Consider the following 20940-nt stretch of genomic DNA (forward strand, 5'->3'; position numbering starts at 1 on the left):
ACAATCTGTCTCACAACAGGCTGACAGAGAGGGGGCCCGCGCCGCGCCCGTCCGAAACCGCCGCGCCCGCCCGAAACCGCCGCGAAATTAGCCCCGACACACCGAATTTTCCGGCGGCGCGTGGCCACAATCGTTGAAACGACAGGTACCGGGCTGTAGCGTGACGCTGGACAGCATGCTTAGCATTACCTATCGGTCCCACCGGACAACAAGGAGCAAGTCATGAGAATCGGTTCCTCCATCTTCCTTATCGCCCTCGGCGCCATCCTGGCCTGGGCCATCGCGCCCGGCCTGATCCCCAACGTCGACCAGACCATGATCGGCTACATCCTTATGGTGGTCGGCGTGATCGGGCTGGTCGCATCCCTGATTCTGGCCTCCCCCGGCCGCAGCCGCACCCGCCGGGTCAGCGAAACGCGTTCCGTCGTCGACCCCAACACGGGCGAGACCATCACCCGCAACGAGAGCCGCGACGCCGGCATCTAGGCACTCCCCCGGCGCAGCGATGCGCCGCAGCAACCAACCCGGACGCCGGGCCGGACCGTAAAGGTCTTGCCCGGCGTCCGTTGTTTAACGGCCCGCATTCCCGTGCGGAGCGTGCAGCGCCGCCCACCCGGCGGGCCCGTTTCCCCGCTTCCCCGCTTCCCCGTTTCCCACCAACCAACGGACATGCCCAGCCCCGCCAACCAACCGACATGCCCATCCCCGGGCGCCACCAATGGACGTATGCCGTATATGCCCAAGCCCGGATCCGAGCAATGGGCATATTCAGCAACGTCGGCCTCAAAGAATGGGCATGTCCGTCGGCCACGCCGCGGGTCGGGCATGTCCGCCGGCGTGGCCCTCAAAGAATGGGCATGCCCGTCGCGAGGCCTCCACAACGGGCATGTCCCCATGGCAGCAGCAAACCGCTTCTGCGTTCGTGTTGTTTTGTCGTTGACAAAGCCACATGAACAAAGATAAAGTCAATCAATTCCACTTCATGTGACGGAGGTCACCGAAGGAGGAAGCCGCAGCACCCGCAGTTATCGTCGCAATGGAGGGCACGTGTTCGCCGAGGAACGCCAGCAACTGATCGTGGAGCTCGTCGCCGCCAGCGGCCGGGCCAGCGTCACCGACCTCGCCGAGCGTTTCAACATCACCACCGAAACCGTCCGCCGCGACCTGGCCGCCCTCGAGATCGCCGGCAGTGTCCGCCGGGTCCACGGCGGCGCGGTCTCACCGGAGCGCTTCAGCACCACGGAAGAAAGCATCCTCGAACGCACGGTGCAGCGGCAGAGTGAGAAGACCCGGATCGCCAAGGCCGCCCTTGACCTCATTCCCCAGGGCCGCGCCGGAAGCGTCCTGATCGACGCCGGTTCGACCACCGAGGCCCTCGCCGAGATGCTCGCTGCCCGGACCGCGGGGGCGGGCGCGGGGGCAGGCGCGGGCCAGGCCGGAGCGGGCCCCGCAGCAGCAGGCGGGCCTTCGGGGCCAGCCGCCGGTGAAGCGGAGCTTGTTGTCATCACCCACGCGCTGCCCATCGCTGCGAAGCTCTCCGGCGAACCCGGCATCGCGCTGCATCTGCTGGGCGGTAAGGTCCGCGGCCTGACCCAGGCCGCCGTCGGCCAGTCCACCGTGGAAGCCGCCCGGCGGATCCGGCCCGACATAGCGTTCATCGGCACCAACGGCATTTCCGCGGCCTTCGGGCTGAGCACTCCCGATCCTGAAGAAGCAGCCGTCAAGGCCGCCTTCGTCCATTCAGCGCGCCGCATTGTGGTGCTGGCTGATTCCTCCAAACTGGACGCGGAAACGCTGGTCCAGTTCGCCTCCCTGAAAGATCTGGACACCGTGATCACTGACACGAACCCCAGCCCGGACCTCGCCGCGGCCCTCGCGGACGCCGGAGTGGAGGTGGTGGTCGCATGATCGTCACCCTCACGGCCAACCCCAGCCTGGACCGCACCGTGGCGCTGCCCGGGCCCCTGCTCCGCGGCGAGGTCCAACGCGCGATCTCGGTCCGGCAGGAATCCGGCGGCAAGGGTGTCAACGTCTCGCGCGCCCTCGTGGCCTCCGGGCTCAAGACCGTCGCGGTGCTCCCCGGCGCCGAGGCCGACCCGGTCCTCGCCGGGCTGCGCGAGAACGACGTGCCCTTCGCCGCCCTTCCCATCGGGGAGCCGCTGCGCAGCAACGTGGCCCTCACCGAGCCGGGCGGTGTGACCACCAAGGTCAACGAGCCCGGCCCGGTCCTGAATGCGGAGCAGCAGGAGGCCCTGATCGGGCTGCTGCTGGATTCTTCCCGCGGCGCCAGTTGGGTCGTGCTGGCCGGATCGCTCCCGCCCGGAGTTCCGGCCGACTTTTACGCCACCGTAACCCGGCGGCTGCGTTCCCTGCACGACGGCTCGGAGGCACCCCTCGTCGCCGTCGACTCCTCCGGCGAACCGCTCGCCGCCGCGGTCTCCGGGGATGCCCTGGGGAGGCCGGACCTGCTTAAACCCAATGCCGAGGAACTGGTGGAACTGGCTGCCGCAGCCGGCTTCGCCACCAACATGTCTGCCGAGGAACTCGAAGCCGATCCGGAGGCTGCCGCGGCAGCCGCCGCCGTCGTCGTCCGTTCCGGAGTGGGCGCCGTGCTCGCAACCCTTGGATCCAAGGGTGCGGTGCTTGTGACGGCCGACGGCGCGTGGTTCGCCACGCACCCGCCGGTCAAGGCGGTCAGCACGGTCGGCGCCGGCGATTCCTCGCTTGCCGGCTACCTGCTCGCCGCCAGCCAGGGCGCCGCCCCGGCCGATTGCCTGCGTCAGGCGGTGGCCCATGGTGCCGCCGCCGCTTCCCTGCCCGGGTCCACCGTCCCGGCAGTGCACCAAACAAACCCCGCCGCCGTAACCATCACGGCCCTGAAGAAGGATTGACAGTGACCCAGCTCATTACTACCGAACTGGTCGAGCTCGACCAGAATCTGGGCAATACGCCCGAGGACGTGATCCGGCACCTGGCAGGCAGAGTTGCGGCCACCGGACGCGCCACCGAAGTCGAGGGGCTTTTCGCCGACGCCTTCGCCCGTGAGTCCAAAACCGCCACCGGCGTGCCCGGCGGCATCGCTATCCCGCACTGCCGTTCGACGGCGGTCTCCGAGGCCACGCTGGCCATGGCCCGGCTGTCCCAGCCCGTTGATTTCGGCGCCAAGGACGGACCCGCGGACCTGATCTTCTTTATCGCGGCCCCCGAAGGCGCGGACCAGGACCACCTTAAGCTGCTCTCCAAGCTGGCCCGCTCGCTGATCAAAAAGGACTTCACCGCCGCCCTGCGGGCCGCCGCCACCCAGGCCGAAGTCGTGGAACTGGTCGAGGGTGCACTGGCGGACAAGCCCGCCAGCCACGCCGCCGACGTCCCGGCCGACGCCGCAGCACCGGCCGCCGGAGCAGCCGCCGGAGCCGGGGCATCCGCCACGGCTCCACGCGCTAAGCGCCTCGTCGCCGTCACCGCCTGCCCCACCGGCATCGCCCACACCTACATGGCGGCCGACTCGCTCGTGGCCGCGGCCAAGGAAGTTGGCGTGGACCTGCAGGTGGAGACCCAGGGCTCCTCCGGCGCGAAGGCCCTGGACCCTGCCGTGATCGCCGCCGCCGACGCGGTGATCTTCGCCGTCGACGTCGACGTCCGCGGCAAGGAGCGCTTCGCCGGCAAGCCCGTCATCAACGCCCCGGTCAAGCGCGGCATCGACGAGCCGGAGAAGATGGTCCAGGAGGCCCTCGCCGCGGCCGACAACCCCAACGCCCGGCGTGTGCCGCACTTCGGCGCCGAGGAACAGGCCCAGCACGAGGCCGAGGAGAAGGGCGAGCACATCGGCCAGAAGCTCAAGAAGGCCCTGCTCACCGGCGTCAGCTACATGATCCCGTTCGTGGCAGGCGGCGGTCTGCTGATCGCCCTCGGCTTCCTCATGGGCGGCTATCTGATCACGAAGTACGCGGACACGATCGTGGTGCAGAACAGCCTCTTCAACCTGCCCACCGAGTTCCCGGACAACGCCTGGGGCCCCCTCGGCGCCTACATCGGGGCCGTGCTGTTCAAGATCGGCGCGCTTTCACTGGGCTTCCTGGTCCCGGCCCTGGCCGGCTACATCGCCTACGCGATCGCTGACCGCCCCGGCATAGCACCCGGTTTCGTCTCCGGCGCTGTGGCCGGCTTTATGGGGGCCGGCTTTCTCGGCGGCATCGTCGGCGGTCTTCTCGCCGGCTACGTCGCGCACATGATCGGCAGGCTCCAGGTGGCGCGCTGGCTGCGCGGCCTGATGCCGGTGGTCATCATCCCGCTGCTGGCCTCCCTGGTCGCCTCGGGACTGATGTTCCTGATCCTGGGCGGACCGATCGTCGCGATCACCAAGGGCCTGAACGGCTGGCTGTCCGGCCTCACCGGTGCCAGCGCCATTGCCCTCGGCGTGATCCTGGGCCTGATGATGTGCTTCGACCTCGGCGGCCCGGTCAACAAGGTCGCTTACGCCTTCGCCGTCGCCGGCCTCGGCGCCGCGAGCATGGACAACCAGGCGCCGTGGCAGATCATGGCCGCCGTGATGGCCTCCGGCATGGTTCCGCCGCTGGCCATGGCCCTCGCCTCGACCGTGCTGGACAAGCAGCGTTTCAGTCTGGCCGAGCGTGAAAACGGCAAGGCAGCCTGGCTGCTGGGCGCGTCCTTCATCTCCGAAGGCGCCATCCCCTTCGCCGCCGCCGACCCGCTGCGCGTCATCCCTGCGAGCATGCTGGGCGGAGCCGTCACGGGCGCCATCTCGATGGCGGCAGGCGTCGGTTCCAAGGCACCGCACGGCGGCCTGTTCGTCTTCTTCGCGATCGACAACTTCCTGATGTTCGTGGTGGCCATCGCGGTCGGCACGGTAGTCACCGCCCTCGCCGTGATCGCGCTCAAGCGCTGGGCAGTCAAGAAGACCGTTGATACGGTGGAACCGGTTCCCGTAACCGTCTGAGCCGGTCCGCAAGAAACCTTCCCAAGCTGAATCCAAGGAGCAACAATGACCGAACGTAACGCCACCATTGCCAGCCGCGTCGGGCTGCACGCCCGCCCGGCCGCCATCTTTGCCGAGGCTGCAGGCGAGTTCGATCTCGAAATCACCATCGCCCGGCTCGGCGAACCGGAGGACGAGGCCATGGACGCCGCCAGCATCCTGTCCCTGATGAGCCTGGGCGCCTCTCACGGCGAGGTTGTGGTGTTGCGTGCCGAGGGCGACGGCGCGGACGCCGCCCTCGAGCGCCTGGTCCAGATCCTCGAAACGGACCACGACGCCGAATAGCACTACCCCGTGCGGCCGCCGGCCCTCCTCCCCTGCCAGGGGCGGCGGGACGGCGGCCGCGCGTCGTTAAGGCCCGGGCTTGTGGCTCAGCCCAGAGGGACTTGCCCATTCCCCGCGACCAGCCCGCGCGGGACATGCCCATTCCTCATCGCCAATCCGAGGGGACATGCTCATTCCCGGCTGCGGCCTATGGACATATAGGCACTATGTCCAATGGCGGCCCCGCCCGCTGGGCATGTCCGGCGGGGCATGTCCCCGTGGTTGCGCCGACCCCGGGACAGATTTCATAAGGGAACTTAGTAAGTGCTTGTCTTCGCCGTGCGGCGTGGATAGTTTGGGAACCGCGGCACCACCACCGTGGACCGCCGCGGCAACGTATCCCGGACCGAAGGAGATCACCGCATGGCAAGCGTGCAGGAGAGCATCGAAGTCGACGTCCCCGTGTCCACCGCGTACAACCAGTGGACCCAGTTCGAGACCTTCCCAAGGTTTATGAAGGGTGTGGAGGCCGTGGAGCAGATCGACGAGACTTCCCTCCAGTTCCGCACCGACATCGCCGGGGTGCGGCGCGAATATCTGGCCCAGATCACCGAGCAGGAACCTGACCGCAAGATCGCCTGGGTCAGCACGGACAAACCCCGCAATGCCGGAACCGTCACCTTTGAACCCCTCGGCGCCGAACGCGCCCGCGTCAACGTCGAACTTGAATGGGAGCCCGAAGGCGTGGTGGAGAAGGCCGGTTCCGCCGTCGGGGCGGACAGCCGCCAGGTCAGCGCGGACTTGGGCCGCTTCAAGGAGTTCATCGAGTCCCGCGGCATCGAAACCGGTGAGTGGCGCTCCTCCGTTGACCGCGGCGAGGTCGACGACGTCGACCCTGCGGACCCTGGCGCAGGCGGGCCGCGGTAGCCATGCCAGCGAAGAAGGGTGCGCCGCAGGGTTCCGAGAGTCCCAGCATCAAGGACCCCGAACTCTACGAAGCGCTGCTGGAAGACGGCGCCTCGAAGCAGAAGGCGGCCCGGATTTCCAACGCCGCGGCCAAGCGGGGCCGGTCCGCCGTGGGCCGCAAGGGCGGCAAGTCCGGCGACTACGAGGACTGGACCGTCCCGCAACTGAAGGAAAAGGCCAAGGAGATCGGCCTCAAGGGCTACTCGGCCAAGAAAAAGAGCGAACTGATCTCCGCTCTGCGGAACTCCTGAGCCGATGACGGCGGGGCCGCCGGTCAACACCGGTGCGGGCTCAGGCGCCCTTACGCGCCGTTTTGGCGGCAGGTGCCTTGGACGCGGACGCAGTGCTCTTCGCAGCGGTGGACTTGGACGCAGTGCTCTTCGCAGCTGCGGTCTTGGCAGTGGTGGTCTTGGCGGCGGCCTTCGTGGCCGGTTTGGCCGCCGTCCCGGCACCGCCGGAGGCAGCCTTGGCGGCGGGTTTGGCCGAGGTGCTCGCCGCGGTCTTGACCGTTGCCTTGGGTGCCGCCGCGGACCGGGGCGCCCTGGCGCCGCCGGCTTTGGCCTTGCTCCCGCCGTCACCGCCGGCTGCGACGCCGCCTGCCCCGGCGCCGCCGCCCGCCGCCGCACCGCGTTTGCGCTCGATGCTGCGCTTCAGCGCCTCCATCAGGTCGATCACCTCACCGGTTCCCGCTTCCGCCTCCGGAGCGCCGAAGGTCGCCTCCGTGTCCAGCGATTCGCCCTGCTCGAGCTTGGCCTCGATCAGCTGCCGAAGCTGGATCTGGTAGTCGTCCGTGAACTGCTCGGGTTCGAAGTCGGCCGCCATCGAGTCCACCAGGGCGGCAGACATTTCCCGTTCCTGCGCCGAGATCCGCACGCTGGCCTCGAGCGCGGGGAAGCTCGCCTCGCGCACCTCGTCGGCCCACAGCAGGCCCTGCAGCACCAGCACATCGCCGCGGATCCGGAGCGCCCCGAGCCGGCTCTTCTCCCGCAGCGCGAACTGGACAATAGCCACCCGGTCGGTGTCCTCCAAAGCCCGGCGCAGCAGCACGTAGGCCTTGGGCGACTTGGCGTCCGGTTCGAGGTAGTAGCTCTTCTCGAACGTCATCGGGTCGAGCTGCTCTGCGGGGACAAACTGCACCACCTCGATCTCGTGGCTGTTCTCCGCCGGGATGGACTTGAGCTCCTCGCGGCTGAGGATCACCGTGCGGCCGTCCTCCTCGTAGGCCTTGTCGATGTCCTCGTAGTCGATGATCTCGCTGCAGACCTCGCACCGGCGCTGGTAGCGGATCCGGCCGCCGTCGGCGTTGTGGACCTGGTGCAGGCTGATGTCGTGGTCCTCGGTGGCGCTGTAGACCTTGACCGGGACGTTGACCAGGCCGAACGCGATCGCGCCTTTCCAGATGGCTCTCATGGCTCAAGTGAACACCAGAGCCGCACGGAGGTGAAGTGTTTTGGCTGAGGGCAAGGAACGCGTCAGGGTCGACGGCCGGGAACTGGTGCTGACCAACCTGGACAAGGTCATGTACCCGGAGACCGGAACCACCAAAGCCGATGTCCTGGCCTACTACGCCGCGGTGGCGCCGGTGTTGATCCCGGCGGCCGCGAACCGTCCGGCCACCCGGAAGCGCTGGGTGCACGGCGTGGGGACCGCCGAGGCCCCCGGCGAGATGTTCTTCCAGAAGAACCTGGACCACTCCACGCCCGGCTGGGTGCCGCGCGCCGCCATCACCCACAAGGAACGCACCATCCAGTACCCGCTGGTCAACGATCCGGCCACGCTCACCTGGCTGGCCCAGATCGCGGCCCTGGAAATCCACGTGCCGCAGTGGCGGGTGGACCCGCACGGCAACGCCCTGCCGCCGGACCGGCTGGTGCTGGACCTGGACCCCGGCGACGGCGCCGGCCTGGCCGAATGCGCCGAGGTCGCCAAACTCGCCCGCAGCATCCTGGTGGACGTAGGCCTGGAGCCGGTCCCCGTGACCAGCGGCAGCAAGGGCATCCATCTCTATGCCGCGCTGGACGGCACCCAAAGCTCGGACCAGGTCTCGGACTTCGCGCACGAACTCGCCCGGGCCCTGGAGGCGGACCACCCGGAGCTGGCCGTGAGCGACATGAAAAAGATCCTGCGCACCGGAAAGGTGCTGGTGGACTGGAGCCAGAACAGCGCCGCGAAGACCACGATCGTGCCCTACTCGCTGCGCGGCAGGCTGCGGCCCACGGTGGCGGCTCCCCGGACCTGGCGCGAACTCGCCTCGGCCTCCCTGCGCCAGCTGGACTACCGGGAGGTGATGCAGCGGGTGAAGGCCGGCAAGGACCCGTTCGCGGTCATCTCCGGAGGCGCGCACGACGGCGATCACGGCGGCGCCGGAGCGGGCGCCAAGGCCGACACCCCCGCGGAGCTCGACGGCGGCGACTCCGACCCCCGGCTTGAGGAATACCGCGCCAAACGGGACGCGGCAGCCACGCCGGAGCCGTTCACGGCGGACCAGCACCGGAGCCGGAACGACGGCGGTCCCCTCCGGGAAAGCTTCGTCATCCAGGAGCACCACGCCAGCCGGCTGCACTACGACTTCCGCCTCGAGCGCGACGGCGTGCTGGTGTCCTGGGCGCTGCCCAAAGGGGTCCCCACCACCAAGGCCAAAAACCATCTCGCGGTCCAGACCGAGGACCACCCGATGGACTACGCGGACTTTGAGGGCAGCATCCCCAAGGGCCAGTACGGCGCCGGCTCCGTCAGCATCTGGGACCGCGGGTCCTACGAGTGCGAGAAGTGGATCGCCGGAAAGGAAGTCATCGCGACCCTCACCGGGCAGGAGGGCGGCGGCTTGGGCGAGACCCGGCGGTTCGCGCTGATCCACACCGGCCAGGCCAACGACCAGTGGCTCATCCACCTCATGGACCCGCCGGGGCACACACCCACGGCCAAAGAGGCTCCGCCTGCCGGGGCGAAGGCCCAGTCCGGCACCGCCCCTGCCGCCGGCGCCGCCCCGGCTCCGGATCCAGCCCCGGATCCAGCGCAGCTCGCACCAATGCTGGCCAGCCCCGGAACCCCCGCGGACCTGGCGGACAAGGACTGGCAGTTCGAGCTCAAATGGGACGGCGTCCGCGCCCTGGTCCTGGGTGACTCGCAGCGGATCCGGCTGATCAGCCGCAACGGCAATGACATGTCCGCCAGCTACCCGGAGCTCACCGACCGCTCGTGCTGGCCACCGCAGGACTTCGCCGCCGACGGCGAGATCATCGCCGTCGGCCCGTCCGGCCGGCCCGACTTCGGGCTGCTGCAGGGGCGGATGAAGCTCAGCAAAGCCGCCGACGTCGCGAAGGCGCGGGCCGCCACCCCGGTCCGCCTGATGCTCTTCGACCTGCTCACCGATGGCGGCGAGGACCTCCGGCGCCGCCCGCTCCGGGAGCGGCGGAAACGCCTCGAAGCGTTCGCCGCGGCAGGCTTCCGGTCCGGCCCCCAGGAAGATTCCTGCCCGGTGGAGCTGTCTGAGGTGATCGACGCCGACGTCGGGCACCTCTTGGAAAGCGCCGAGGAGCTCGGACTCGAGGGCGTGATGGCCAAGCGCACCGGCGGGCGCTACGTGGGGCAGCGGAGCCGGTCCTGGCTGAAGCTGAAGTTCGAGAAGACCCAGGAGGTGGTGGTGGGGGGCTGGCGGCCCGGCAACGGCGGCCGCCGCGACTCGGTCGGTTCGCTGCTGCTGGGCATCCCGGACGGGAAGACACTGCGCTACGTGGGCCGGGTGGGCAGCGGATTTTCCACCCGTGAACTCCAGGAGCTGCGCCAGCAGCTGGACGCCATCCCCCGCAAGACATCCCCCTTCAGCGAGGTCCCCGCGGAGGACGCCGCCGACGCCCGGTGGGTCTCGGCCAGGCTGGTGGGTGAGGTCACCTTCGGCGACTGGACCTCCAGCGGGAAGCTCCGCCACCCGGTCTGGCGGGGCTGGCGCCTGGACAAGGCGCCAGCCGACGTCGTCGCCGAACATGACTGAGGGCCCGCCGTAACGGGCCCTCATGGTGCTTAGTCGTGGTGCGGGATCTGCGGCCGGCTTTGGCGGTGGATGGCCGCGTCGGCCACCTGCTGCGCCTGTTGCCCTCGGACGACGTCGCGGTCCTTGGGATGACGGTGCTTCCCGCTGCCGTCCGGCCACTCGTGGCCGTCGGCCGGCGACGGCGGCTGAGGACGTTTGCCCTCCGGGCCCGGAACCTCGTCCATGGACTCCGCGAGGTGGCTGGCAACCTCAGGCTTGATCTCTTCCCTCGAGTGATGATCCGCCATGGCTCTTCCTTTCTGCGATGAAATGAAGCGTCCCACAATCGTAGGTCGGCGCCGGTGAGAAGTCTCTAGGTGCTACCAGCGGACTTTCTTCTGCGCGGGGCCCTGCTTGCCGCTGGCGTGGGTGGGCTTATGGCTGCGTCCAACGCTTGGCAGTCCGGCGCCGCGGGATTTGCTGGCGAGCATTTCCTTCTGGGCGTCGGTCAGGCGGGACTTCACGCCGCGCTCCGGTTTCGGTGCGGCGCCGGGTCCTTCCGCGCCGGGGGTCCCGGGCTGCTCCTGCTTGCCGGTGTTCTCTGTCATGGGAGGCTCTCCTCGGCTCGGCATGAATTGACGCCGGCAACGCAACCGGCGACGGGTCCACCATAGGCAGTTGCCACGCTGCTTGAACAGGGGTTCGGCAGCGGCACCGACGTTAGGCTGTGGCGCATGGATTACACGCTTCGCCACGCCACCGCCGACGACGCCGATGCGCTGGTACGGATGCACACCCTGGCGCACGAGCAGTGCTACGCCTCCCAGCTGCCCGCGGCGTTCTTCGCAGCCCGGCGCGCCAACATCCTTGACCGGATTGAACGGCGCCGCCCGCACCTGGACAGCACCGAACCCCGGATCATCGCCGTCGACGCCGGCGGCGACATCATTGGATTCGCCGACGCCGGACCGGGCCGGGACGCGGACCGGCCCCGTGACCTGGAGCTGTACTCCCTCTACACGCTGACCCCGGCCTACGGTACCGGGCTGGGCGCCGCGCTGCTGACGGCCGCCCTCGGCGACTCCCCCGCGTACCTGTGGGTGCTTGAAGACAACCCCCGCGCCCGGGGCTTCTACGCCAAGCACGGGTTCGTGCCCGACGGGCAACGCAAACTGCTGCCGCCCGAGTGGTCCGAGCTGCCCGAAATACGCCTGACCCGGCCGGCGGCGCCCCGGTAAAAGGGGCCCGCACTGCCCCGAAAAGCCCCCTGGACGGGCTCAAAAACGAAAAAGTTGCAAAAAAGATAAGCGAACTGGCTACTTCCCAAGAACGGCGCGGTCAGATCGCCCGTGCGGGCGCCGCTGAAGTGGCGCCCAGACGCCGGAATCGGCTGATCATACGGCACCGAAATCGGAAACGCCATGGAAATCGCGTAAAATTGAAAGCCTGCCCGGAGCGGGGCAGCTACAAGTCGCAAGCAAATGACCTCCACAGGAGTTGCCCAAATGCCCAAAGACCGAAGCACCACCGACTCTTCAGCCGGCGTTTTGAACGCCAGCGGAACCAACCAAGGCGCACCCCGGGGCGCTAAGAAACCACGGCTGCGCCGCCGTCGACTCCGCGAGTCCGACGTCAACGTGGTCGACCAGCCCATGCTTAAAAAAGCGCTCGGCGGCACCATCGTGGGAAACACCATGGAATGGTACGACGTCGGCGTGTTCGGCTACCTGATCACCACCATGGGACCGGTGTTCCTGCCGGAAGCGGACAAGTCCGTCCAGACCCTCTTCCTGCTCGGCACCTTCGCCGCCACCTTCATCGCCCGCCCGCTCGGCGGCGTCGTATTCGGCTGGCTTGGCGACAAGATCGGCCGGCAGAAGGTTCTCGCCGCCACCCTGATGATCATGGCGGCCAGCACGTTCGCCGTCGGCCTCCTGCCCGGCTACGCGCAGATCGGCATCTGGGCCGCGGTCCTGCTGGTCCTGTTCAAGGTGATCCAGGGCTTCTCCACCGGCGGCGAGTACGCCGGTGCCACCACCTTCGTGAGCGAATACGCCCCGGACAAACGGCGCGGCTTCTTCGCCAGCTTCCTGGACATGGGCAGCTACCTTGGCTTCGCCGCCGGTGCCGCCCTGGTGTCCGTGCTGCAGCTGACCCTGGGCCAGGACACCATGGAGCAGTGGGGCTGGCGCATTCCCTTCCTCGTGGCCGGTCCGCTGGGCCTGATCGCCGTGTACTTCCGGAGCAAGATCGAGGAATCCCCCCAGTTCCAAGCCACCCTGGACGCGCAGGAGAACCTCGCCAAGGACGCCACTGCCGCTGACACGGCCGCGTCCAAGGGCCCGGTCGGCATCGTAAAGGCCTACTGGCGCTCCATTATCGTCGCCATGATCCTGGTCGCCGCGGCCAACACCGCGGGCTACGCCCTGACCTCGTACATGCCGACGTACCTGACCGAGTCCAAGGGCTACGACGAGGTGCACGGCACGCTGCTGACCATCCCCGTGCTGGTCATCATGAGCCTCTGCATCCCGCTGACCGGCAAGCTCTCCGACCGCATCGGCCGCCGCCCCGTGCTGTGGATCGGTGCCCTGAGCACCGTCGTCCTGGCCGCCCCGGCGTTCCTGCTGATCGGCGTCGGCGAGATCTGGTCCACCCTGCTGGGCCTTGGCCTCATCGCCTTCCCGGTGACGTTTTACGTCGCCAACTTGGCCTCGGCCCTGCCGGCCCAGTTCCCGACGGCCAGCCGCTACGGCGCCATGGGCATCGCGTACAACTTCTCGGTTGCCATCTTCGGCGGCACCACCCCGTTCATCGTCGCGGCCCTGATCAACGCCACCGGCAACGACATGATGCCGGCCTACTACCTGATGGCCACCTCGGCGATCGGCGCAGTGGCGATCTACTTCCTCAAGGAATCCGCCCAGATGCCGCTGCCGGGCTCAATGCCCAGCGTGGACACCCAGGCCGAGGCCCGAGAACTGGTCGAGACGCAGGACGAGAACCCGCTGATCGACCTCGAGCACATGGACATGCCGCTCACCCCGGCAGAGGCCACCGACGGCGACGCCGGCAAGGTTCCGGCCCCGGCTTAGTCCGGACTGGCCCGGCCCGTCCCTCCGGACGGACCCCGTAGCCAAGCGCCCCGCCCGTAGAGGCCCGTCGCGCCCGTTTCCCCTTGGGGAAGCGTGCGGGGCGGGCCTTTGGCGGGTCCGCATCCCTTCCGCACCGCACCCCTGGAGGCCCCGATTGCAGTCCCTGCTGGGACACGTCCGCGTGCTGCACCGCCTTGGACCGGCAAACCGCGACCGAGCCTCGGCGCTGCGTCTTGCCGTCAGCGTGGCCGGGCCCTCACTGGCACTGCTCGCGGCCGGGCGGCCCGAGCTGATCGTCTACGCCGTGTTCGGCGCCCTGACCGGAATGTACGGCCGGTCCGAACCCCACCAGCTCCGGCTCAGGCACCAGCTCCAGGCGGCCCTGGTCCTGCTTGGCGGACTAGGCGTCGGCGTCCTGCTCTCGGTCCAGCAGCTCCACTCCTGGACGCTCGTGGCCGTGGAGTCGGTCCTGGCCGCCGCGGGATCCTTGTTCGCGGACAAGGCCGGGTTGAAACCCAACGGGCCGTTCTTCGGCATCCTGGCCCTCGGCGCGTGCGCGTCCATCCCCACACCGGGCCCATGGCCGCTAGCGCTGCTGGTCGGCATCGGGTCGGCTGCCTTCTCCATCGCGGTCGGCTTTGGCGGCTGGGTCCGCGGCCGCGTGTGGGAGCCCGGCGCGGAGCGGCAGGTCCCGCCGCTGCGCGGCATCCGCCGTCGTGCTGCCTGGATCCACGCGGCACGGTACTTCGCAGCGGTCGCCGCGGCCGGCAGCATCGGGGTGGGGAGCGGCAGCGGCCACCCGCATTGGGCGATGGCCGCGGCAGCCGTTCCGCTGGCGGGGGCGGACCTGCCCAGCAGCGTCTACCGCGGGTTACACCGGATCGTCGGCACCCTGCTGGGCCTGGTGGTGGTGGCCGCGGTGCTGTTCCCCTGGGCAGGGTCGCCGCTGCGGCTTTTGCCCGGCCACGAAACGGCCGTCCTGGCCGTCCTGGTGATCGTCCTGCAGTTCACCACCGAGCTCTTTATGGCCCGGCACTACGGCCTCGCGATGGTGTCGTTCACGCCCGTCATCCTGCTGGTGACGCAGCTGGCCTTCCCCGCCGATCCGCACCTCCTGGTGGCGGAGCGGGCGGTCGAGACCCTGGTCGGCGCCTGCACCGGCATCGCCGTCGTGCTCCTCATCCGGCGCCGCCGCCCGTCCGCAGCGGCTCCGGGCAGGTAGGCGCGTAGCCCGCCGTCCCCTACTTCGCGCGCCGGGGCGGCCCGGCCACGAGCCGCGCCGGCAGCACGCGCGTCGCAGCGGTGAGGATCTTGTAGCGTTTGCTGGGAATGGAGACGGCTTTGCCCTTTTCGTTGTCCGCCAGGCCCTCTCGGACCACCTGGTCGGCCTGTAGCCACATCCAGCGCGGTGCCACCGTTTTGTCCATGCCCATCCGGTCGTGGAATTCGGTGTGCGTGAAGCCGGGGCAGACGGCCGTCACTTTCACCCCGCGCCCGGAGTACGCGAGGTTGGCCCAGCGGCTGAAGCTGAGCAGCCAGGCCTTGGCGGCGGAGTACGTTTCGCGCGGCAGGAACGCCGCCACGGATGCCACGTTGATGACCCGGCCTGAGCGCCGCTGCAGCATCCCCTGCAGTGCGGCGTGGGTTAGTTCCATGGCCGTCTGGACGTGCAGCCTGAGGTGCTGCCTTTCCTCGGCAATGTCATTGTCCGCGAAGGAACGCAGCAGCCCCATTCCCGCGTTGTTGACCAGGATCTCCACCGGCCGCGCCGGGTCACTGAGGCGTTCGACGACGGCGGCCACGCCGCCGTCGTCCGCCAGATCGGCGGCCAGCACCTCCGCACGAACGCCGTAGCGGTTCTCCAGGTCGGCTGCGCTGGCGTGGAGCCGGGCCTCGTCACGCGCCACCAGGACCACGTTGTGCCCCTGCTCCGCGAGCTGGCGGGCAAACTCGGCCCCGAGTCCTGCGGTGGCTCCGGTGATCAGGGCGGTGGCGGCGGTAGCGGACGGTCCTTGAGCGGGTGTGTTCATAGCCACAGCCTAGCGGCGCCGGATGAGTTGGTTCAGGCCAGGGCCGGTCCTGCGGCCAGTTCCCCTCCGGACGGGCCGTCCGTGGCACGGTCCGTGGCGATGGCCGGTCCGGAGCCCGTCAGGTCCGCGATGTCCGGCGCGGCACCGTCGTCCGCCCCCTGGTAGCGCTGCTGCAGCTCGTCGGCGGCGAGCTCGTACCAGGTGTGCGCCCCGAAGGAAGGCCGGGGGGTGTCCAGGTGGCGGTACAGGGCGTCGGCCAGCTGTCCCAGCGCGGCGTCGGAGAGTGCCTGCACCGTCGCGGCCGGATCCATGGTGCCCTCGAAATAGTCGGAGAGTTCGAGCCCGTCGATCAGATCCGGTCCATCCGGTGCAGGAGCCGCCGCCGGGTCCACTGGAGCCTCGATGCCGGCGTTGACCCGGCCGTGGACACTGCCGGTGATCTCACCGTCAAGGTCGGCAAGGACCTCGCCGTCGGTGCCGACGTGCAGCAGGCAGATCGGCAGTTCTGCCGGTTCCTGGAGGATAAGGCGGAAGCCTTCGGTCGCGGCGGCTGCTGCGACGGCGGCGCCGGGCGCGGCCGGGCCGGAGGCCGGGTCCGTGGTCGCCGCGAGCTGCCGGAGGTAGAGCAGGATCTCAGGATCGAGGTGGGAGGCGCCGTGCAGGTCGATGATGACGTCCGCGCCGGCGGCTAAGCGGTTGGCGCGCCGCATCATGTGCAGCAGGTCGGGGTAGTTTGCCTGGCTCAGGCAGCCGGTGACTTCTAGGGTCACCTGTCCGGGATCGACATCAACACGGACAAGCACACGCAGTTTGTGGTTCACGGGGTTCTCCAAATGAAGCGTCCTTGAGCCAACTGCATAACTCAAGCTAAACCATACGAGGTTGTTGCGCGGGCCACAAGCGGTCAGGCCCCGGCGGGTTCCTGTTCCGGCCAATCGATGCACTGATTGTAGGCGTCGTGCTTGCGCAGATAGCGGTAGATGTAGGGGCAGTGCGGAATGATTCGTTTCCCCGATGCCACGACGTCGTCCAGGGCGAAGTGCGCGAGCACCCCGGCGAGCCCCTGGCCCGCGAATTCCTCGGCGGTTTCGGTGTGGATGAAGTCCACATGCCCGGGCCGGTCGACATAGCGCACCTGGACGGCGAGCTTGCCGCCGACGCGAAGTTCGTAGCGGTGCAGGGCGTCGTTGCGGGTGGTGGAGACGTCCGGGGCGAACGTGTCTTCAGTGTCTACCGAGTTCTCCGTCATGGTTCGACATTGGCACTTAAAGGCGGGCGTGGCAATGGCAGTCCGGATCCGCCGGCGCTTCCGCCGGGGCTGCGGGCCGGAACCCGGCCCAGAAGCAGCACGGCGAGCACAAAGCAGGTCGCCCCACCGCCAAGGAGCCCCACCGTGAGCCCGTTGAGTGCAGCGTCGGCGACCGGGATGAAAACGACGACGGCGGCCGTCACCACGGCGGCGGCCGGCCGGGCATGGGCGTTGCCCGGCGCCGTCGGCCGTTCCTCCAACCGCCCGAACAGCGCCAGCACCGGCAGCAGCAGAATGACGACGCCCAGGAGCGCCAGCGGCCGGGTCCACCACCACGCGGCGGTTCCCCCGGCGGGCTGGGGCAGATCCGTCAACAGCAAGAGACCGGACATCGCGGCGAGCAGCGGCAGGTGCCACAGGTAGACGGTCATGGAACGCCGTCCCGCCCGGGCCAGCAGCGTTTGGACCGGGCCGAGGGCTGCCAGCCGGGCGAGCAGGGGCCGGAGCAACTGGAGCGCCGAGGCCTGGGAGACGGCCAGCAGAAACAGGGTGAGGTTGGGCGGGTTGAGGTTCACAAGCATATTCCCGGAGTACAGGCGCAGCACCACCAGCAGGCCGAGGACCAGGTTGCTGCCCGCCACCAGGCCGAGGAGCCCGGCGGGGCCGAGGCTCCGCAGCGTCCCGTCGGCCAGGAGGAAGCCAAGCTGCTGCACGGCGCACCACAGGAACACCATGTTGGCGTAAGCCAGCTGGGGCAGGGCCCCGCGGAGGCAGTCCACGGCCACCACCAGTGAGACGAGCACGGCCAGGGTCAGCCAAGGCGCCCGGGCATGGAGCGCGGCCAGCCACGGGAGGTTCAGTTGCGCCGCCAAATACGCGGCCAGGAACCACAGCGGCATGCCGGCGCCGCTGGCCAGCAGCTGGATCACCTGGGGGTCCACGCCGCTGAGCCGGGCGGCCCACAGGCCGGTGAACATCACGACCAGCAGGACCGCGGCGGGCCGGATCAGCCGCAGCAGCCGGCCCTGGGCGAACTCGAAGGCGTTCCCGCCCAGGCCCCGCAGCCGCCGCCAGGAGTGCAGGCCGGTAATGCCGCCGGCGACGAAGAACAGCGGCATCACCTGCAGCACCCAGACCACGGGTTCGAACCAGCGCTGGTTGCCGAGGGTGTTTTCGGAGCTCACGGTGCCGTCCGGGTGCAGGACCGGGCTGACCATCAGGGTGTGGCCGATGACCACCAGCGCAAGGCAGAAGAACCGGGTGAGGTCGATGACCAGGTCACGCTCCGGCACGGGCACTGCCGGGCCGTCCGTGCTCCGGAACCCTGGCATCCGCTGTCCGGCGCCGCCGGCCATCGCTGGGTTACACCTCTCCTACGCTGTCCACAGCACCATTGTGGCCCAGACTGCGGACCGGGGTAAGGGCGGCCGGTCCCGGCGGCCCGGCAGGGATGGATCGAGCGGTCCGGGCCCGCTAGCCCCGGATGGCCGCGAGGCCCAGGACCACGGCGAGCAGCGGCAGGGTGCCCTGGGTGGCGGTGGCCCTAAGGTACTTGCGTCCGCTGAAGCCAAGCACCAGCGCGGCCAGCAGCATAGACCCGCAGCTGCTGAGGATAAGTGTCCAGCCCGCCACGGCCGCGGAAGTACCCGCCCCGCCGAAAGCCACGCAGCCGGCGCCGATCAGGGCACCGACGGCCAGGAACAGGTTGTAGAAGCCCTGGTTGTAGGCCATCGGGCGGGTTGTCTCCGCGTCCGCCTGCGAGGCCAGGCCGAACCGCTGCCAGGTGGCGGGCCGGGTCCAGGTGAAGGATTCCAGGGTGAAGATGTAGACGTGGAGCAGGGCTGCCAGCAGGGCAAAGACGAGGGAGGCCAGGATCATGGCTCGATCCTAGCCTCCCGCCGTTGCCGAACTGGTGCCGGAGCTACCGGGCCAGGGTGGCCAGCGCCGTGGCCGCGAAGGTCCCCGCCGCGGCGCCCCACTCGGATAGCAGTCCCTGAAGGTTCTCGCCGTCTTTCCGGTGGGTGGCGGTGCGGGTTTCGAGGGTCTCCAGGACACCGGTCCGCAGCTCCGTGTTGAAGTTGACCTTGCCCACGTTCATGCTGGCCGCCTTGACGAGCTCCGCGGCGGGGATGCCCGAGGCGCCGTGCAGCACCAGCGGAATGCGGGTCCGCACCCCGATGTCCTGCAGCACGTCCCAGCGCAACTCGGGCTCGCCCTGGTACCGGCCGTGGACGTTGCCCACGGCCACGGCCAGCAGCTGGGCGCCGGTGCGGGCCACAAAGTCCTCCACCTGCGCGGAGTCGGTGAGCCCGGCCGCCCCCGTCGCCGGTGCGCTGCCTGCGGCGTCGGCTCCGAAGGCGCGGTCCTCGTCGCCGGCGAGTCCGCCGAGCTCGGCCTCGATCACGATCTCCCCCGCGAAGCCGGCGCCGTCCAGGACTGCGCGCGCGGCACGCACCAGGGCGATGTTGTCCTCGTAGTCGAGCGACGATCCGTCCACCAGGACCGAGTCGGCCCCGGCGGCCGCGGCGTCGGCAATCACCCGGAGGTCGGAGGCATGGTCGAGCTGGACGGCCACCGGGACGCCGGCGGCGTCGGCCAGGCCGCGCAGTGCGGCGACCAGCCGCAGCCCGCCGGGCGTGGCCGCGGTGCTTGGCGAGACCAGCAGGATGGCGCCGCGGCCGGCGTCCTCCGCCGCCGCCACGACGGCGAGCGCCGTCGTGAAGTCGTAGCAGGTGAAGGCCGGGACGGCTGATCCCTGCTGCAGGGCGGCGCCGACGAGGGAGTCGAGACGGGCTCGCATCAGACGCTCAGGCCTCCCACCAGGATCCAGGCCACGAACGTCAGCGCGAAGCCGGCCAGACCCAGCACGGTGGTGAGAACGGTCCAGGTCTTGAGGCCGTCGGCCACGCTCAGGCCGTAGTACCGGACAACCACCCAGAAGCCGGCGTCGGTCACGTGGGAGAGGCCCAGGGAGCCGAAGCCGATGGCGATGACGATCACGGCGATCTGGGCCGGGGTGTAGCCGCCGCCGGCCACGGCGGAGGAAAGCAGGCCCGCCGTGGTGACGATCGCGACCGTGGCCGACCCCTGGGCGGCGCGGAGGGCCAGGGAGATGATGAAGCCCAGCAGCAGCAGCGGAACACCGAGGGTGTCGAGGGATTCGGAGAGTGCCTTGCCGATGCCGCTGACCTGCAGGACCCCGCCAAAGACGCCGCCTGCCGCGACCACCAGCAGGATGGAGGCGATCGGGGGCAGGGCCCCTTCGAAGATTTCGCCGGTTTCCGTCAGCGACCACTGGCGGCGGACGGCGAGGAGGAAGAAGGAGAGCGCGACGGCCACCAGGAGGGCGAGGACGGGGGTGCCGACGAAGGCCGCGACGCCGTACCAGAAGCTGTTTTTGTCGATCACCAGGGTGCCCACGGTGCCGAGCAGGATCAGCACGATCGGGGTGGCGATGAGGGTGATGATGAGTGCGGGGCGGGGCGCGGCCAGGGCCTTGCTGCCCGGGCCGTCATGGCCGACGCGGACCAGGGAGGCGGAGCCGAACTCGTCCACCTGGGCCTTGACGGAGGGCAGCAGTTCGTAGTCCTTGCGGTTCATGATCGAGGCCACGAAGTAGGACAGGAAGCCGAGCGGCACGCAGATCGCCAGCGAGATCAGGGCGATCAGTCCGATGTCGGCCCCGAGCACGCCGGCGCCGGCCACGATGCCCGGGTGCGGGGGCACGGCCACGTGGATGGCCAGCATGATGCCTGCCATGGGCAGGCCGAACTTCACCGGGTGGACGTTGGCGATCTTGGCGAAGGCGTAGACGATCGGCACCAGGACGATGATGCCGACTTCGAAGAAGACCGGGATCGCGACCAGGAAGCCGACGGCGGTGAGGGCCACGGCCACCCGGCGGGCGCCGAGTTTGGCGGTGAATTGGTCCGCGAGCGACTGCACGCCGCCGGAGACCTCGATCATCCGTCCCAGGATCGCACCGAGGGCGATCAGCAGGGCCACCTTGCCCATGGTGCTTCCGACCCCGTTGGCCACGACGGTGAAGACGTCCTTGAGCGGGATCTGGGCGGCCACGGCCACCAGGATGCTGACGGTCAGCAGGGCCACGAAGGCCTGGACCTTGAAGCGGATGATCATCAGCAGCAGCAGCGCAACGCCGGCCACGGCGATGGTCAGCAGCAGCGGAGTTCCCAGCTCCACGGCCGGCTTGATGACGGGCGCGTCGGCCGCGCGCACCATCAGGGAATTGAGCAGGGGGTTCATGCGGGGTGTCTCCTTTGACGTCACTCTAGCCAGTGACCGGGATTTGGACGACGACGGCGGACGGCGCCGCCATCGTCGGGTACGGGGTTCCGGAGCAATCCGGG

The 20940-nt window shown here is 69.3% G+C and carries 21 protein-coding genes; 11 read left to right on the plus strand and 10 right to left on the minus strand.

The genetic code is table 11. The features are described from left to right. The first annotated feature begins 222 nt into the window (after nt 1-222). From ABLI39_RS10880 to ABLI39_RS10910, 7 genes are all read left to right on the plus strand, one after another. On the plus strand, nt 223-486 hold the full coding sequence (locus ABLI39_RS10880) for a DUF6458 family protein (protein WP_146336037.1): 264 nt from the start codon (nt 223-225) through the stop codon (nt 484-486). Nucleotides 487-1047: 561 nt separating this feature from the next. Then, nucleotides 1048-1908, plus strand: coding sequence for a DeoR/GlpR family DNA-binding transcription regulator (locus ABLI39_RS10885; protein ID WP_349413439.1), 861 nt, complete (start codon nt 1048-1050; stop codon nt 1906-1908). After that, on the plus strand, nt 1905-2891 hold the full coding sequence (locus tag ABLI39_RS10890; protein WP_349413440.1) for a 1-phosphofructokinase family hexose kinase: 987 nt from the start codon (nt 1905-1907) through the stop codon (nt 2889-2891). The genes ABLI39_RS10885 and ABLI39_RS10890 overlap by 4 nt, the downstream gene beginning before the upstream one ends. Nucleotides 2892-2893: 2 nt before the next feature. Beyond that, nucleotides 2894-4957 (plus strand): PTS fructose transporter subunit IIABC, encoded by a 2064-nt coding sequence (locus ABLI39_RS10895; protein ID WP_349413441.1) that lies wholly within the window; start codon nt 2894-2896, stop codon nt 4955-4957. A 45-nt stretch (nt 4958-5002) separates the two neighbouring features. Continuing rightward, complete coding sequence (locus ABLI39_RS10900) at nt 5003-5281, plus strand: HPr family phosphocarrier protein (RefSeq protein WP_056736454.1); 279 nt, start codon at nt 5003-5005, stop codon at nt 5279-5281. Between the two features lie 402 nt (nt 5282-5683). Next, on the plus strand, nt 5684-6187 hold the full coding sequence (locus tag ABLI39_RS10905; RefSeq protein WP_349413442.1) for an SRPBCC family protein: 504 nt from the start codon (nt 5684-5686) through the stop codon (nt 6185-6187). 2 nt (nt 6188-6189) lie between these two features. After that, the gene (locus tag ABLI39_RS10910) at nt 6190-6477 is read left to right on the plus strand and encodes a DUF7218 family protein (RefSeq protein WP_349413443.1); all 288 of its coding nucleotides are present in this window, start codon (nt 6190-6192) and stop codon (nt 6475-6477) included. A gap of 40 nt (nt 6478-6517) precedes the next feature. Here ABLI39_RS10910 and ku read toward each other — a convergent pair whose 3' ends face one another. Further along, nucleotides 6518-7636, minus strand: a complete 1119-nt coding sequence (gene ku / locus ABLI39_RS10915) for a non-homologous end joining protein Ku (RefSeq protein WP_349413444.1) — start codon at nt 7634-7636, stop codon at nt 6518-6520. Nucleotides 7637-7676: 40 nt separating this feature from the next. On the opposite strand from ku, the gene ABLI39_RS10920 reads away from it, so the two are divergent. Beyond that, nucleotides 7677-10217: an ATP-dependent DNA ligase gene (locus ABLI39_RS10920; protein ID WP_349413445.1), complete on the plus strand. Its 2541-nt coding sequence runs from the start codon at nt 7677-7679 to the stop codon at nt 10215-10217. Nucleotides 10218-10246: 29 nt separating this feature from the next. On the opposite strand, the gene ABLI39_RS10925 is transcribed toward ABLI39_RS10920, so the two are convergent. Together ABLI39_RS10925 and ABLI39_RS10930 are read right to left on the minus strand one after the other, a co-directional pair. Further along, on the minus strand, nt 10247-10504 hold the full coding sequence (locus ABLI39_RS10925; RefSeq protein ID WP_349413446.1) for a hypothetical protein: 258 nt from the start codon (nt 10502-10504) through the stop codon (nt 10247-10249). Between the two features lie 72 nt (nt 10505-10576). Then, nucleotides 10577-10804: a hypothetical protein gene (locus ABLI39_RS10930; RefSeq protein WP_349413447.1), complete on the minus strand. Its 228-nt coding sequence runs from the start codon at nt 10802-10804 to the stop codon at nt 10577-10579. 126 nt (nt 10805-10930) lie between these two features. Here ABLI39_RS10930 and ABLI39_RS10935 point away from each other — a divergent pair, with 126 nt between their 5' ends. The 3 genes from ABLI39_RS10935 (at nt 10931) to ABLI39_RS10945 (ending at nt 14513) form a co-directional block, all read left to right on the plus strand. Then, nucleotides 10931-11434, plus strand: a complete 504-nt coding sequence (locus tag ABLI39_RS10935) for a GNAT family N-acetyltransferase (RefSeq protein WP_349413448.1) — start codon at nt 10931-10933, stop codon at nt 11432-11434. Between the two features lie 267 nt (nt 11435-11701). After that, nucleotides 11702-13291: an MFS transporter gene (locus ABLI39_RS10940; RefSeq protein ID WP_349413449.1), complete on the plus strand. Its 1590-nt coding sequence runs from the start codon at nt 11702-11704 to the stop codon at nt 13289-13291. Between the two features lie 154 nt (nt 13292-13445). Then, nucleotides 13446-14513, plus strand: a complete 1068-nt coding sequence (locus ABLI39_RS10945; protein ID WP_349413450.1) for an FUSC family protein — start codon at nt 13446-13448, stop codon at nt 14511-14513. 19 nt (nt 14514-14532) lie between these two features. Here the strand turns inward: ABLI39_RS10945 and ABLI39_RS10950 are convergent, their stop codons facing one another. The 7 genes from ABLI39_RS10950 to ABLI39_RS10980 all read right to left on the minus strand — a co-directional run bounded on the left by ABLI39_RS10950 (nt 14533) and on the right by ABLI39_RS10980 (nt 20836). Further along, complete coding sequence (locus ABLI39_RS10950; RefSeq protein ID WP_349413451.1) at nt 14533-15321, minus strand: SDR family NAD(P)-dependent oxidoreductase; 789 nt, start codon at nt 15319-15321, stop codon at nt 14533-14535. Nucleotides 15322-15353: 32 nt separating this feature from the next. After that, complete coding sequence (locus ABLI39_RS10955; protein WP_349413452.1) at nt 15354-16142, minus strand: hypothetical protein; 789 nt, start codon at nt 16140-16142, stop codon at nt 15354-15356. 83 nt (nt 16143-16225) lie between these two features. After that, nucleotides 16226-16570 (minus strand): GNAT family N-acetyltransferase, encoded by a 345-nt coding sequence (locus ABLI39_RS10960; protein WP_349413453.1) that lies wholly within the window; start codon nt 16568-16570, stop codon nt 16226-16228. After that, nucleotides 16567-17901 carry an acyltransferase family protein gene (locus tag ABLI39_RS10965; protein ID WP_349413454.1) on the minus strand — a complete coding sequence of 445 codons (1335 nt, stop codon included), beginning with the start codon at nt 17899-17901 and terminating at the stop codon, nt 16567-16569. The genes ABLI39_RS10960 and ABLI39_RS10965 overlap by 4 nt, the downstream gene beginning before the upstream one ends. Before the next feature lie 142 nt (nt 17902-18043). Continuing rightward, a complete protein-coding gene (locus tag ABLI39_RS10970) occupies nt 18044-18448 on the minus strand; it encodes a DUF1304 domain-containing protein (RefSeq protein WP_349413455.1) in 405 nt (134 codons plus the stop codon). Nucleotides 18449-18491: 43 nt separating this feature from the next. Continuing rightward, a complete protein-coding gene (locus tag ABLI39_RS10975) occupies nt 18492-19370 on the minus strand; it encodes a class II fructose-bisphosphate aldolase (protein ID WP_349413456.1) in 879 nt (292 codons plus the stop codon). Then, nucleotides 19370-20836, minus strand: coding sequence for a GntP family transporter (locus ABLI39_RS10980; RefSeq protein WP_349413457.1), 1467 nt, complete (start codon nt 20834-20836; stop codon nt 19370-19372). The genes ABLI39_RS10975 and ABLI39_RS10980 overlap by 1 nt, the downstream gene beginning before the upstream one ends. Nucleotides 20837-20940: the final 104 nt, after the last annotated feature.

This window comes from Pseudarthrobacter sp. B907 (assembly GCF_040137805.1).
GTDB lineage: Bacteria > Actinomycetota > Actinomycetes > Actinomycetales > Micrococcaceae > Arthrobacter.